This window comes from Nonomuraea sp. NPDC049141, assembly GCF_040648415.1.
GTDB lineage: Bacteria > Actinomycetota > Actinomycetes > Streptosporangiales > Streptosporangiaceae > Nonomuraea.
Genome location: NZ_JBEZDR010000008.1, coordinates 144,822 through 158,060 on the forward strand (window position 1 = coordinate 144,822; position 13,239 = coordinate 158,060).

Below are 13,239 nucleotides of genomic sequence, written 5' to 3' on the forward strand. Positions count from 1 at the left end.
CGACCTGGGCCTTAGTCACCCCCTCCGCGCCAGGTGGGCAGGGGCCGGTGGCCGGCGGCGACCTCGTACGCGGCGACGGCCATGAGGCGGGTCGAGTCGAGCGTCGGCAGCGGCGACACCGCGGGTGTCACCAGGAGCGGGATCTCGGTGCAGACGAGCGCGACGGCGTCACACCCCCTGTCCGCCAGTCGCGCGATGACACGAACGTACTCCTGCCGCGACTCCTCGGTGAACACGCCGTTCACCAGCTCAGCAAAGATGATCTCGTTGATGATCCGCCGGTCGTCCGCCTCCGGCACCTCGGCCGCGATCCCGCGCGCGGCGAGCGCCTCCGGATAAAGCCCGCTGTCCATCGTGTACGACGTACCGAGCACAGCGACCTTCGTACGCCCGTCGCGAACCGCCTGGTCGGCAACCACCTCGGCGATGTGCAGGCCGGGCAGGGCGAGATCCTCGCCGGGCCGTTCGAGCGCCAGGTGGGCGGTGTTGTCCGGGCAGGCGAAGAAGTCGGCCCCGGCTCGGGCGAGGCGCTCGACGCTGACGGCCAGCCTGGCCCTGATCGAGTCGTGGTCACCCGCGTCCCAGGCGGGCATGCTGTAGCCGAAGGCGATGTAGTCGAGGGTCACGTCGGGATGCTCGTGCCGGCCCACCTGCCGGAAACCCTCCTGGCAGTAGGCCAGGAAGCACAGAGCCGCCCCTTCGGTGCTGTGGGCGAGGATGCCGAGATGCCGGATGGTGATCACTCCTCCAGTGGCGGGAGCCTTCGCAACCACGGCTGTCGCTACGACCACCGTGGAGCGATGTGATCGGTCATATCTTCCCAGATTCGGGGGAAGGCGCCGTATGGGCTGCAACTCGCTACTAATCGTTCATCGAGCCACTGGCGATTAAATCACCGCAACATTTGCGCTCAAGTAGCGAGAGGAAATAGTCATGTCATCAAGCGAACAACGACCCGACGACCAGCCGGCGTTATCCGACGACGGCAACGGAGGCAGGCGATCCCCGGCGGACGTCGTCATACCGGAGCTCTCTCGCCGGGCCTTTCTGGGGACCAGCCTCGGAGCCATGGCGTTGGGCTCGCTGTCCTGGGCCGGCGCGCCCATCCCGACGCCATGGCACTGGGGCTCTCGCGGCAAGCCCGGCCCTGGGGTGACGTACGGGATCGGTGCGGTGGCGGTCGTGGACAGGACGGCCTCGCAGACCACCCGCCCCTTCGTCTTCGTACGGGCGGAGGACAGTCATCTGTGGATTCTCTGGCAAAAACCAGACGGCACCTGGGAATGGGCCGACCAAGGAGGAAAGGTCGACCGACCGGTCGGCGTCATCGCTCTCGACGACACCGCGGAGGGGAATCGACCTTACGCGTTCGTCCTACGAGACCAGCATCTCTGGGTGAACTGGTGGAACGGTAAAAAGTGGATCTGGTCCGACCAGGGGCAGCCACCGAGCGTCAACCTTTTCCGAGGCCTCGGCGCGGTGACGATCGCGCTGAAGCCGACGATGAGTCCCGCGCCCTTCGCCGTCGTATTCGGCAGCGACGGCAATGCGTGGGTGAACTGGTGGAACGGGTCGTCCTGGCTCTGGTACAGCATGGGTTCGCCGCCCGGCGTCTCGATCGGCCGCTCGATGGGAGTCCTCGCCGTCACGGACGAGAGGACCGGCGAGCAGACCCTGCAGGTCTACATGTGGGGCAGCGACGGGCAGGTGTGGCTCGGCGTCACGGACATGGTGTCCTCACGGTGGACCGGTCTTGGCTACCCCCCGTACCCTGAAGTGATCACTGGACCGGCCGGTGCGGCGATCGTCAAGCGCGGCCCCGGGCAGCTCTCACAATCCTGCTGCTTCGTCATGACCGCAGCGACCGTCTGGGTCTGTCAGGACGACTCCTGGCTCGAGGTGGGCGCCCCGCTGAGCGACCTTTACGCCCTTGCCAGCCTGGGTGCGATCAGCGTCCCGGACATCAACAACGACTCCCAATACGCGCTGGTCTTCGTGACCGACGGCAACAACTCCGTATGGGCCTGCCGGTGGGACGGCAGCAAGGCGGTCTGGGAGGACCACGGGAATCCGACTGGCCACACCATCGACGCGGGCGTCGGCATCACCAACACCACCTATGCCTCGCCTGGAGGAGCTCAACTGCCCCATGCTTTCGTGCGAACCACCGACGGGCTCGTATACGAGAACTGGGAGCAGTAAGCCCGCGCGGGAGTCCGGGCTGGTCACGCGGTTTCGAGCAGGGCGGTGATCCGCCGGCGGATCGCGTCGCTGACCGGCACCTGTACGACCATCACCAGGTCAGGGCGCTCGACCAGGCGGAGCTGGAACATCTCCAGCTCGACCCGCCCGGCCCCGGGGTGATCGAGTTCGACCGTCGCGGGTCTGAAGGAGCGGATCGGATACTCCTTCCACCACTCCCTGAACTCCGGACTCGCCGCGGTCAGCCCGGCCACGATGTCCGCGAACCGCGGGTCGTCCGGGCGCTGCCCGGCCATGGCCCGGAACTGACTGAGGACGGCCCGCGCCGCCGGCTCCCATCGGGTCATGCGGGCCCGGTTCTCCTCGTCGGTGAACATCATCCACACCAGGTTGCGCCGGTCAGGCGGAAAGCTATCCGGATCGTGGCGGATCAGCGCGTACGGCCGGTTCCATGCCAGGTAGTCGAAATGGCCGTCATAGATCGAGGCGATGTTCGGCACCGCGGCGTCGACCAGGCGGCGCAGTCGGGGACGTACGTCATCGGTGGAGGTTTCCCGGTCCGGGGCGGCGAGGCCGGCGAGGTCGCGGAGGTGGCGGTGCTGGTCCGGGCCGAGGCGCAGCGCGCGGGCCAGCGCGTCGATCACCTGAGCCGACGCGGAGATGTTGCGGCCCTGCTCCAGCCAGGTGTACCAGGTGACGCCGACGCCGGACAGGTCGGCGACCTCCTCGCGCCGGAGGCCGGCGGTCCGGCGTCGCCCCGGTATGCCGTCTTCCGGCAGCCCCACGTCGGCCGGCCGCAGCCGGGCCCGGCGCGCGCGCAGGAAGGCACCCAGCTCGGCGCGTCGCGCCGGCTGTCCGCTGTCGTGGCCGTTTCCCACAGCGCTCCCGTGGACGGTGAACCGATCGGCAGGCTAGCAGCATCTGTACCAGGATCGACCGCTTCTCCGTGGCTAGCCTGATCATTGTCACCGCCGGGCGAAGGAGAGCACATGACACAGCGAGAGGTGCTGGTGATCGGGGCCACCGGTCAGCAGGGGGGCGCGGCCGCGCGCCAGTTACTCGATCGTGGCTGGGAGGTTCGCGCCCTGGTACGGGATGCCGGCTCGCCCGGCGCCGAATCGCTGCGGACGGCGGGGGCCACCCTCGTCACCGGCGACCTGGACGACCCGGCCTCGCTCCGGGCGGCGATGGACGGCGTGTACGGCGTCTTCCTGGTGCTGACCATGCTCACCGGCGCCAAGGTTACCCCTGAAGGGGTGGCGGCCGAGGAACGGCGCGGCACGGCGGTGGCCGAGATCGCCAAGGAGTCCGGCGTCGAGCACCTCGTCTACAGCTCGATCAGCGGCGCGGGCCTGGTGAGCGACATCCCGTACTACGACAGCAAGGCCCGCATCGAGGAACGCATCGGCCTGCTCGGGCTGGCGGCCACCGTCCTGCGGCCCGTCATGTTCATGGAGAACTTCACCTCCCTCACCCGCCCGGTCGTGGACGGCGACGAGCTGGTGGTCAACCTCGCCGTACGCCCGGAGACACGGGTACGGCTGATCGCGACGCGGGACATCGGGGCGTTCGCCGCGGTCGCGTTCGACCAGCCCGGCGCGTTCATCGGCCGGACCCTCGAGATCGCCGGAGACTGCCTCTCCGCCGAGGCGATCGCCGAGGCCTTCGGCCGGGCCTGTGGCCTGCCCGCCCGCTTCCATCAGGTGCCCATCGAGCAGATCCGGGCCTTCGACGAGCAGGTGGCCAAGATGTTCGCCTGGCTCGGCGAACGCGACGACGACGAACCCGACTTCCCGGCGCTGCGAGCCGCCCACCCGGACCTGATGACGCTGGAGACCTGGCTGGACACGACCGGATGGAAGCCATGACCGACGGACTGCTGCTCCCGCCCGGCGCCGGATCCCGGATCCAGACCGCCGGTATCACACTCAAGGTGGGTGCGGAGCGATCGGCGAGCTGGTCGGTGTTCGAGGCCGACGTCGCACCGGGATTCGACGTCGGGGCGCATCTGCACCATAACGTCGAGGAGGTGTTCTACGTCCTCGAAGGGGAGCTCGAACTGCTCGCCTTCCATCCCCGCGAGAAGACTGACGACGACTGGCGGACGTGGGAGTCGGACACCGGCACGCCGGTGTTCAAGGGCGGTCCGGGGAGCGTCATGTTCGTGCCCGCCGGCTGCCCGCACGCCTTCTTCAATCCCGGACCCGAGCCCGCGCGGATGCTCTTCCTCGTCTCCCCGTCCGGCCACGAGCACTACCTGCGCGAACTCGCCGACCTGATAGCCACCGGCCGGCCACCGGATCAGGAGGCGATCGCGGCACTACGGACCCGCCACGACATCCACCAGCTGACGCCCCTCGCGAACCGCCGATAGCCGCTCTACTGCAGCAGCTCGGAGATCCGGGCCTGGTCCCGGTCGGTGGGGGTGAAGGTGACGAGTTTGTGCTCGGGTTCGTCGGCGAGCTGGAGGACGACGTGGTGCAACTCGAGCTCGCCGAGGACCGGATGGCGTAGCCGCTTGGTGCCGGAGGCCAGAGGTACGACCTTGTGCTGCGGCCACCACTCCCGCACCTCGGGGCTCGCCGCGCGCAGGCGGTCGAGCAGCGCGCCGAAGGCGGGGTCGCCGGGGTGCCGGGCCGCGGCCGTGCGGAAGCGGCCGAGCAGCGCGGAGGCCTCGCCCGGCCAGTCGACCATGACCTGCCGGGCGCCGGGATCGGTGAACATCCACCAGAGCATGTTGCGAGCCTCCGGTGGCCGGGCCGGCCAGTCGGTCCACAACGCCCGGGCGGCCCGGTTGGCGGCCAGGACGTCGAAGCATCGGCCGGTGACGTAGGTCGGGCACGGGTCGAGCCGTTCGACGAGTGAGACGACGACAGGTGAGAGCGATTCGGCGACGGCGGGTGTCTCGGCGGGCGGGGCGCCGTGGATGAGCTCGTGGACATGGCCGCGTTCGGCGGGGTCGAGGCGCAGCGCCGCCGCGAGCGCGTCGAGCACCTGGCGCGACGGACGCACCTCGCGGCCCTGCTCCAGGTAGGCGTAGTACGTCGAGGAAATGGCCGCGAGCTGGGCCACCTCCTCCCGGCGCAGTCCGCGGGTCCGCCGGCGGGTCCCCGCGGGCAGGCCGACGTCGGCGGGCTGAAGGCGCTCGCGGCGGGAGCGGAGCAGGTCTCCCAGCTCCCTCGCCCAGATCGCCGAGCTCTCGGATCGCGACATCCTGGTACTTCCATTACTAGGAAAAGCCTGCTGTGGATACCAGAATAAGTCGTGGTTACGGTGAAGGACCATGAACGTACGAACCCTCGGGCCGGAAGGTCTCACCGTCTCGGCAGTCGGCCTCGGCTGCATGGGCATGTCACAGGGCTACGGGCCGGCCGACGACGCCGAGTCGATCGCCGCCCTGCACCGGGCCATCGACATCGGCGTCACCTTCTGGGACACCGCCATGAGCTACGGCCGTGGCCACAACGAGCAGTTGCTCGGCCGGGCGCTGGCCGGGCGCCGGGACGAGGTGGTCCTGGCCACCAAGTTCGGCATCATCCGCGGCGACGACGGCGGACGACGGGTCGACGGCCGGCCCGAGAACGTCCGCGCCTACTGCGAGGCGTCACTGGCCCGGCTGGGCGTCGGCCACATCGACCTGTACTACCAGCACCGCGTCGACCCGCAGGTGCCGATCGAGGAGACCGTCGGCGCCATGGCGGAGCTGGTCGCCGAAGGCAAGGTCCGCCACCTCGGGCTGTCGGAGGCGAGCCCCGACGAGCTCGAGCGGGCGGCCGCCACCCATCCGATCAGCGCGGCGCAGTACGAATGGTCGCTGTGGTGGCGTGACATCGAGGACGATGTGCTGCCCACGGCCCGCCGGCTGGGCATCGGGCTGGTGCCCTACAGTCCGCTCGGCCGCGGCTTCCTGGCCGGCACCGTCACCACGGACGCCCTCGGAGCGGGCGACTTCCGTCTCGGAGATCCGCGATTCCAGGACGAGAGCCTGGAGCGCAACCAGGCGCTCGCCACTGAGGTGCGGCGGCTGGCCGCCGAGCGCGAGGTGACCCCGGCTCAGCTCGCGCTCGCCTGGCTGCTGGCCCAGGGCGACGACGTCGTCCCGATCCCCGGGACCCGGCGCGCCGCCCGTCTGGCGGAGAACGCCGGCAGTGCCGAGATCGTCCTGTCGCCCGCCGACCTCGACCGGCTGGAGGCGGCCGTACCCCGGTCGGCATGGTCGGGAGACCGCCAGTCGTTCGCCGCCCACCGAACGGTCCGGACCTCGGCATGACCAGGTGAACGATGTGCCGCGCCGCCACGGCGCCTAGACTTCGCGACCGTGGCAGGCATTGTTTTCAGGCAGCTCACCGGCGTGCTGGCCGGGCTGGTCACCGGCGCGGCGGCCCTCGCCCTGCTGGCCTTCGCCTGGCCGTACCGGAGCAGGTGGGCGCCGCGGATGGTGGAGCTGGAACGGGCCCGGCTGGCCGCCTGGTTCGGGCAGGAGACCGACGGGTCCGCCTCCGGTCACGGCTACCTGGCGCTGCGTGCGCTGGTCGGGGTGTTCGGGGGCTACCTCGCGCTGGCGCTGCTGTTCCTCGCCCTGCTGTTCCTGGGCGGCAGCCTGTGGGTGGTGTTCTCCGGCGAGTACGCCCCGGTGGCGCTGGACCTGCCCGGCATCAGGCTGTCGATGCACAGCTGGGCGGTCGGCCTGGCCTGCGGGGTGCTGATGCTGGCCCTGGGCGCGTTCTGGTGCCGCCTGCTGGTGGCGACCGAACGGCGGCTGGCCGTACGCTTCCTCGGCCCCGGTCCACAGGAGCTGATGCGGCGGCGCATCGCCGAGCTGACCGTCACCCGCTACGGCATCGTGCGGGTGGTCGACGACGAGCGGCGCAGGATCGAGCGCGACCTGCACGACGGCGTGCAGCAGCGCGGCGTGGCGCTGGCCATGCTGCTCGGGCGGGCCCGGCACAGCCCCGCCGGGGCCGCCAAGCTGCTGGACCAGGCCTACGCCGAGTCGCGGCAACTGCTCGACGAGCTGCGTAGCGTGGCCTGGCGGATCTACCCGACGGCGCTCGACGAGCTGGGCCTGCGCACGGCGCTGGCCGGTGTCGCCGAACGGTCCTCCGTGCCGGTGAGCGTCGAATACGGGCTGGCCGGGCGGCCCGTCTCCGAGGTGGAGACCGCGCTCTACTTCGTGGCCAGGGAGGCGATCACCAACGCGGTCAAGCACGCGCGGGCGAGCGACATCCTGGTCGTGCTGAGCGAGGACGAGCGGGCGGTCCGCCTGGTGGTCTCCGACGACGGACAGGGCGGCGCCGACCCGGCGGGCGGCGGGCTGTCGGGGCTGGCCCGGCGGGTGCTGGCGCTCGACGGCCGGTTCGAGGTCGACAGCCCGCCCGGCGGCGGCACCAGGATCTGCGCGACCCTCCCGAAGGAGGGACAGTGCGGCTGACCGGGACCCGCGATGTGCCGTGGCCGGAGGAGGGGACGTGCGGCTGATTCTCGCCGACGACGCCGTGCTGCTCCGTGAGGGTCTGATCAGGCTGCTGGAGGACGCCGGGCACGAGGTCGTGGCCGCGACCGGCGACGCGGAGTCCCTGATCGCGGCGGTGGCCGAACACCAGCCGGAGATCGCGGTGGTGGACGTCCGGATGCCGCCCACCCACTCCAACGAGGGGCTCCGCGCGGCGCTGGAGATCCGCGAACGCTGGCCCGCGGTGGGCGTGCTGGTCCTGTCGCAGTACGTGGAGAAGACGTACGCCGCCAAACTGCTCTCCGGGGCCACCGAGGGCATGGGCTACCTGCTGAAGGACCGGGTGTCGGAGGTGGCGGACTTCCTGGGGTCGCTGGAGCGGATCCGCGAGGGCGGGACCGTCATCGACCCGGAAGTGGTCAAGCAGCTCCTCGCCCGCACCACCCACGTGGACCCGCTGCGTACGCTCACCGAACGCGAGTCGCAGGTCCTACGGCAACTCGCCCAGGGCTACACCAACGCCGCGATCGCCACGAACCTCCACATCTCCCTGAGCACGGTAGAGAAGCACGTCAACGCCATCTTCGACAAACTCGGCCTGCCCGCGACCCCCACCTACAGCAGACGGGTGCTGGCGATCCTGCGCCACCTCGACGGCTGAGCTCTGGCGGCGGTTTCCACGTCCCCGATGACGGAAGGAAACCATCATGTTCGAGAACACCAGAGCCTTCAGCGGCTTCTCCACCGACGACATCCCGGCCGCCAAGCGGTTCTACAGCGAGACGCTCGGCCTGCGCGTCTCCGAGGACCACGGGATCCTCACGCTGCACATCGCGGGCGACCGCGACACGATCGTCTACCCGAAGCAGAACCACACGCCGGCGACGTTCACGATATTGAACTTCCCCGTCAGCGACATCGACCAGGCGGTGGACGAGCTGGTGGCGCGCGGGGTCGTCTTCGAGCGGCTTGAGGGCACGGACGACAAGGGCGTCAACCGTGTGAGCGGCCCGCTGATCGCCTGGTTCAAGGACCCGGCGGGCAACTGGCTGTCGGTGATCCAGCAGGACTGACCTCACGAACTGTTCAGATAGGCGAGTACGGCCAGGACCCGGCGGTGTCCGCCGTCGGCCGGCGGCAGGCCGAGTTTGGCGAAGATGTTGCCGATGTGCTTGTGCACGGCGTTGTCGGTGACGAACAGCCGCTTGCCGATCTCGGTGTTGCCGAGTCCCTGGGCCATGAGGGTGAGCACTTCGCGTTCGCGGTTGGTGAGTGCGTCGATCCCGCTCCCGCCGCCCCCCGCCATGAGCTGGGCGATGACCTCCGGGTCCATGACCGTGCCGCCGTCGGCGACCCGGCGCAGGTCGCCGACGAACTCGCTGACCCGGCTCACCCGGTCCTTCAGCAGATAGCCGACACCGCCACGACCGTCGGAGAGCAGCTCCCTGGCGTACACCTTCTCCACGTACTGCGACAGGACCAGCACCGGCAGGCCGGGGTGCGCGCGCCGGACCTCCAGCGCGGCGCGGATGCCCTCGTCGCGGAACGACGGGGGCAGCCGCACATCGGCGATGACGGCGTCGGGCCGGTGCTCGTCCACGGCCGCCACCAGGCCCGGCTCGTCGGTGACGATGGCGGCGACCTCGATCCCCTTGCTGCCCAGCAACAGTTCCAGCCCGGCGGAGAGCAGGACGTTGTCCTCGGCGATCACGACGCGCACGGCAGCTCCACGGTGATGGCGGTGGGGCCGCCGGCCGGGCTGAAGACGAGCACGGTGCCGTCGAGCGCGGCGACCCGGCGGCGGATGCCGATGACGCCGGTGCCGAGCGCCTCGTTCACGCCGCCGATCCCGTCGTCGGTCACCTCGACCAGCAGCCGGCCGCCGTCGCGGGTCAGCCGGACCAGGACCCGGGTGGCGCCGCTGTGCTTGGCGGCGTTGGTGAGCGTCTCGGCCACGATGAAGTAGGCGGCGGCCTCCACGGAGGCGGGCAGCTTGCCCAGCTCGCCGGCCCGGGACGCCCCGGCGCTCAGGTCCTGGAGCTCGACCTCGGCCGGGACGCCCGCCCGGGCCGTCAGTGCGGCCAGCGCCCCGTCGAGTCCGCGGTCGGCCAGGATCGGCGGGTACATCGTCCTGATCACCTCGCGCAGCTCGGTCATGGCCTCCTCAGCTCCTTCGTGCGCCTCCTGGAGCAGCTTGGCGAGGGCTCCGGCGTCGTCGGGCAGCGACTCCCTGGCCACGCCCAGCCGCATGGCGATCGCGACCAGCCGGGCCTGCGTGCCGTCGTGCAGATCCCGCTCGATGCGGCGCAGCTCCGCGCCGTGGGCGTCGAGTACGCCTGCCCGGCTCTCGGTCAGCTCGCCGACGCGTTCCGTCAGCACTTCCTCGGCCGTGGGCTCCAGCGCGGCCACGCACCCGCGCGCGTGGAACCCCGCCAGCCGCGGCACCGCCCACCAGGACAGCGCCCCGAAGCCCGCGACCGACACGGCGGCCAGCCCCAGCGCCCTCCCCCACCCGGTCACCGGGATCCCGGCCAGCAACCGCAGCGGCTCGTCGGCGGGGAAGAGCCACCACAGCGGAGCCGCCACCACGCTGAACACCGGGGTGCCGACGAGGGCCAGCGCGGCCAGCCCGACCGGGATACCGGTGGCGATCTGGCGCAGCGTCCAGCGGGCGTCGCGCCTGACCTCGGGATCGTCGAGCACCTGCCGCCACTGGGCACGCAGCCCCTTGCCGAGCACCAGGTCTCGCGGGATCACCGTGACGCCGAGGTACGCGGCGGCGCGGCGGCGGTGCCATTCGGCCCAGCGTCGCAGCACGACCGTCGCCCGGGGGAACGCGAAGAGCCCGAGCCCGGCGATGCCGGACGACAGCGCCACCATCGCCAGGAGCGGTGGCGCGAACAACGTGGCAATGGCGGACGGCAGGCCGCCCAGGAGGTATCGGGTCCCCCGCAATAGCTCTCGCATGCCCCAAAGTGTCCTCAATCACGGACACGTTCCGCACTACAGCACACTCCACCTTCCGCCGTACTTCGTCTGAGGTCCTTCTGAGGAGCGGGAACGGCGATCGCTCGCGGTGTCGGTGACGAAGCGGTGCGTGCGGAAGCGCGGCTACTCGAGGCGGGGGACCGCGTCCACCAAGGCGCGGGTGTACGGATGGCGGGGCTGCTGGAACACCTGCTCGACCTCGCCTTCCTCCACCACCCGGCCGTCCTTCATGACGAGCACCCGGTCGCTGACATGGTGGACGACGCCCAGGTCGTGGGAGATGAACAGCATGGCGGTCCCGTACTCGGCCTGGATCTCGGCGAGCAGGTCGAGCACCTGGGCCTGGATCGAGACGTCGAGCGCCGAGACGGGCTCGTCGCAGACGAGCACGCCGGGGCGGGGGCCGAGGGCTCTGGCGATGGCGACCCGCTGGCGCTGGCCGCCGGACAGTTCTCTGGGGTGGCGGGTGGCGTACGCGGCGGGCAGGCCGACACGCTCCAGCAGGTCCAGTGCCCGCGCCCGGCGTTCCCGGCGAGGCAGGGCGAGCGGCTCGGCGACCAGGCGGCCGACGGTGTGGCGGGGGTCGAAGGAGTCGAGCGGGTTCTGCGAGATGAGCTGGACGCGCCGCCGCATCGGCCGGCGCTCGCGTTCGGGCAGCCCGCTCCACTGCCGCTGGTGCAGGCGCACCTGTCCGGTCTCGGGTTCGAGCAGGCCGAGGACGAGCCTGGCGACCGTGGTCTTGCCCGAGCCGGACTCGCCGACGATGCCGAGCGTCTCGCCCTCGTGCAGGGTGAAGGAGACGTCGTCCACGACGCGGCGCGGACCGTACGACATGGACAGGGCAGTGGCGGCGAGCACCTGCGCGGACGACGTCGAGGCACGGTGCGGAAGCGGCTCCGACGAGTTCAGGACCGGGAGCGGAGACGAGTTCAGGGCGCGGCGCGGGAGTGGCGTGCCGTCCGACAGGCGGGTGCCCCTGGAGGCGGCGGAGGGGACGGCGGCGAGCAGCGAGCGCGTGTAAGCGTGCGCGGGCGAAGCCAGCACGCTCCGGGCGGGCCCCTCCTCGACGACGCGGCCGTCCTTCATGACCAGGATGCGGTCGGCGATCGACGCGACCACGGCGAGGTCGTGGCTGATCAGCAGCAGCGCCGTCCCCGCGGCCTTGCGCTCGGCGAGCAGCCGCAGGATCTGGGCCTGCACGGTGACGTCGAGCGCGGTGGTGGGCTCGTCCGCGATGATCAGCCTGGGCTCGGCGGCGATGGCCGAGGCGATCAGCACCCGCTGCCGCAGCCCGCCGGACAGCTGGTGCGGGTGCTGGCGGGCGCGGGCGGCCGGGTCGGGGACGCCGACCGCGTCGAGCAGCTCCAGCACCCGTTCCGGCCGCCGCGCACGGGGCACGACCTGGTGTACGGCCAGCACCTCGCCGATCTCGGCGGCCACGGTACGCAGCGGATCGAGCGAGACCAGCGCGTCCTGCAGCACCAGCCCGGCGAACCGGCCGCGCATCCGCCGCCAGTCGGCCGGGCGGAAGCCGCGAACGTCCCTGCCGGACAGGTCGAACGACCCGGCTTCGACCCGGGAGCCCGGCCCGGCCAGGCCGAGCAGCGACCGGGCGGTGACGCTCTTGCCGGAGCCGGACTCGCCGACGATCGCCACGCACTCCCCCGCCGAGACCGACAGCGAGACGCCGCGCACGACCTCGGTCCCGCCGAAACTCACCCTCAGGTCCTCCACGGAGACCAGCGCGGCGTCAGAGGCGACGGCGTCACTTTCCGTGCGCTCTTCTCGGTACGTGGTCACGGCGTCCTCCCCTCGAAGCGGTGTTGCAGGCGCCGCCCGATCACGGTCAGGCAGATGACGGTCAAGGTGATCGCGACACCCGGGAACAGCGCCTCCCACCAGGCGACCCGCAGATAATTGCGTGCCTCGGCGAGCATGGCGCCCCACTCGGCGGCCGGAGGCTGCGGCCCCATGCCGAGGAAGCTGAGCCCCGACGCGCCGATGACGGCCTGGCCGAGCCCGATGGTGGCCAGCACCGGGATCGGGCCCAGCACGTTGGGCAGTACATGCTGGGCGGTGATGACCGCCCGGGATCGGCCGAAGGTCACGGCCTGCTCGACGTACCCGGCGTGGCGGACCACGAAGGTCTGGGCCCGGATCACCCGCGCGTAGTTGGGGATCTGGGCGACGGCGATCGCGAAGATCACGTTCATGGTGCCGGGGCCGGTGATCGCGATGACGAGCAGCGCCAGCAGCAGCTCCGGCAGGGTCGACAGCACGTCGAACGACCGCGCCAGCGCCTCGTCCAGCCACTTCGGCGACAGCCCGGCGGCCAGGCCGAGCAGGATGCCCGAGGTCACGGCCACGGCGGTGGCCGAGACGCCGATGCTGAGCGAGTGCCGGGCGCCGTACACCACCCTGGACAGCACGTCCCTGCCGAGGTGGTCGCTGCCGAACCAGTGCGCGCCGCCGGGCGGGGTCAGCGCGCGCAGCGGGTCGGCCGACAGCGGGTCCACGCCGGTGAGCAGGCCGGGTACGGCGACGGCCAGCGCCAGCAGGATCAGGAACACGACGGGTACGAGGACGCGCGCCGGCAC

General features: G+C 71.2%; 14 protein-coding genes. 7 read left to right on the forward strand and 7 right to left on the reverse strand.

Annotation, left to right across the window (positions count from 1 at the left end; translation table 11 throughout):
* Nucleotides 1-11 precede the first annotated feature (11 nt).
* Nucleotides 12-743 (reverse strand): amino acid racemase, encoded by a 732-nt coding sequence (locus AB0B91_RS25025; RefSeq protein ID WP_358323975.1) that lies wholly within the window; start codon nucleotides 741-743, stop codon nucleotides 12-14.
* Nucleotides 744-1,068: 325 nt separating this feature from the next.
* Between AB0B91_RS25025 and AB0B91_RS25030 the strand changes: the two genes are divergently transcribed.
* Nucleotides 1,069-2,202: a hypothetical protein gene (locus AB0B91_RS25030; protein ID WP_358323977.1), complete on the forward strand. Its 1,134-nt coding sequence runs from the start codon at nucleotides 1,069-1,071 to the stop codon at nucleotides 2,200-2,202.
* Nucleotides 2,203-2,225: 23 nt separating this feature from the next.
* On the opposite strand, the gene AB0B91_RS25035 is transcribed toward AB0B91_RS25030, so the two are convergent.
* Nucleotides 2,226-3,080, reverse strand: a complete 855-nt coding sequence (locus AB0B91_RS25035) for a helix-turn-helix transcriptional regulator (protein WP_358323979.1) — start codon at nucleotides 3,078-3,080, stop codon at nucleotides 2,226-2,228.
* A gap of 111 nt (nucleotides 3,081-3,191) precedes the next feature.
* Here AB0B91_RS25035 and AB0B91_RS25040 point away from each other — a divergent pair, with 111 nt between their 5' ends.
* Together AB0B91_RS25040 and AB0B91_RS25045 are read left to right on the forward strand one after the other, a co-directional pair.
* Entirely contained in the window at nucleotides 3,192-4,070 is an 879-nt protein-coding gene (locus AB0B91_RS25040; protein WP_358323982.1) for an NmrA/HSCARG family protein, read from the forward strand.
* Nucleotides 4,067-4,576 carry a cupin domain-containing protein gene (locus AB0B91_RS25045; RefSeq protein ID WP_358323986.1) on the forward strand — a complete coding sequence of 170 codons (510 nt, stop codon included), beginning with the start codon at nucleotides 4,067-4,069 and terminating at the stop codon, nucleotides 4,574-4,576. Before AB0B91_RS25040 ends, AB0B91_RS25045 begins: the two co-directional genes overlap by 4 nt.
* 5 nt (nucleotides 4,577-4,581) lie before the next feature.
* Here AB0B91_RS25045 and AB0B91_RS25050 read toward each other — a convergent pair whose 3' ends face one another.
* The gene (locus AB0B91_RS25050; RefSeq protein WP_358323989.1) at nucleotides 4,582-5,415 is read right to left on the reverse strand and encodes a helix-turn-helix domain-containing protein; all 834 of its coding nucleotides are present in this window, start codon (nucleotides 5,413-5,415) and stop codon (nucleotides 4,582-4,584) included.
* Nucleotides 5,416-5,485: 70 nt separating this feature from the next.
* Here AB0B91_RS25050 and AB0B91_RS25055 point away from each other — a divergent pair, with 70 nt between their 5' ends.
* The 4 genes from AB0B91_RS25055 to AB0B91_RS25070 are packed head-to-tail and all read left to right on the forward strand — an operon-like array spanning nucleotide 5,486 to nucleotide 8,727.
* Nucleotides 5,486-6,472: an aldo/keto reductase gene (locus AB0B91_RS25055; RefSeq protein ID WP_358323992.1), complete on the forward strand. Its 987-nt coding sequence runs from the start codon at nucleotides 5,486-5,488 to the stop codon at nucleotides 6,470-6,472.
* Between the two features lie 48 nt (nucleotides 6,473-6,520).
* Entirely contained in the window at nucleotides 6,521-7,633 is a 1,113-nt protein-coding gene (locus AB0B91_RS25060) for a histidine kinase (protein ID WP_358323995.1), read from the forward strand.
* Nucleotides 7,634-7,670: 37 nt separating this feature from the next.
* A complete protein-coding gene (locus AB0B91_RS25065) occupies nucleotides 7,671-8,315 on the forward strand; it encodes a response regulator transcription factor (protein ID WP_358323998.1) in 645 nt (214 codons plus the stop codon).
* Nucleotides 8,316-8,361: 46 nt separating this feature from the next.
* Nucleotides 8,362-8,727: a VOC family protein gene (locus AB0B91_RS25070; RefSeq protein WP_358324001.1), complete on the forward strand. Its 366-nt coding sequence runs from the start codon at nucleotides 8,362-8,364 to the stop codon at nucleotides 8,725-8,727.
* Nucleotides 8,728-8,729: 2 nt separating this feature from the next.
* Here AB0B91_RS25070 and AB0B91_RS25075 read toward each other — a convergent pair whose 3' ends face one another.
* From AB0B91_RS25075 to AB0B91_RS25090, 4 genes are all read right to left on the reverse strand, one after another.
* A complete protein-coding gene (locus AB0B91_RS25075) occupies nucleotides 8,730-9,374 on the reverse strand; it encodes a response regulator transcription factor (RefSeq protein WP_358324004.1) in 645 nt (214 codons plus the stop codon).
* Nucleotides 9,362-10,621 carry a sensor histidine kinase gene (locus tag AB0B91_RS25080; RefSeq protein ID WP_358324007.1) on the reverse strand — a complete coding sequence of 420 codons (1,260 nt, stop codon included), beginning with the start codon at nucleotides 10,619-10,621 and terminating at the stop codon, nucleotides 9,362-9,364. Before AB0B91_RS25080 ends, AB0B91_RS25075 begins: the two co-directional genes overlap by 13 nt.
* A 144-nt stretch (nucleotides 10,622-10,765) precedes the next feature.
* The gene (locus tag AB0B91_RS25085; protein WP_358324009.1) at nucleotides 10,766-12,442 is read right to left on the reverse strand and encodes an ABC transporter ATP-binding protein; all 1,677 of its coding nucleotides are present in this window, start codon (nucleotides 12,440-12,442) and stop codon (nucleotides 10,766-10,768) included.
* Entirely contained in the window at nucleotides 12,439-13,239 is an 801-nt protein-coding gene (locus AB0B91_RS25090) for an ABC transporter permease (RefSeq protein WP_358324012.1), read from the reverse strand. Before AB0B91_RS25090 ends, AB0B91_RS25085 begins: the two co-directional genes overlap by 4 nt.

What these genes read in the sequence shown, in the direction of transcription:
- AB0B91_RS25030 (WP_358323977.1), top strand. Translation starts at nt 1,069, where the DNA reads ATGGCGTTGGGCTCGCTGTCCTGGGCCGGCGCGCCCATCCCGACGCCA.
- AB0B91_RS25040 (WP_358323982.1), top strand. Translation starts at nt 3,192, where the DNA reads ATGACACAGCGAGAGGTGCTGGTGATCGGGGCCACCGGTCAGCAGGGG.
- AB0B91_RS25045 (WP_358323986.1), top strand. Translation starts at nt 4,067, where the DNA reads ATGACCGACGGACTGCTGCTCCCGCCCGGCGCCGGATCCCGGATCCAG.
- AB0B91_RS25050 (WP_358323989.1), bottom strand. Translation starts at nt 5,415, where the DNA reads ATGTCGCGATCCGAGAGCTCGGCGATCTGGGCGAGGGAGCTGGGAGAC.
- AB0B91_RS25055 (WP_358323992.1), top strand. Translation starts at nt 5,486, where the DNA reads ATGAACGTACGAACCCTCGGGCCGGAAGGTCTCACCGTCTCGGCAGTC.
- AB0B91_RS25070 (WP_358324001.1), top strand. Translation starts at nt 8,362, where the DNA reads ATGTTCGAGAACACCAGAGCCTTCAGCGGCTTCTCCACCGACGACATC.
- AB0B91_RS25080 (WP_358324007.1), bottom strand. Translation starts at nt 10,621, where the DNA reads ATGCGAGAGCTATTGCGGGGGACCCGATACCTCCTGGGCGGCCTGCCG.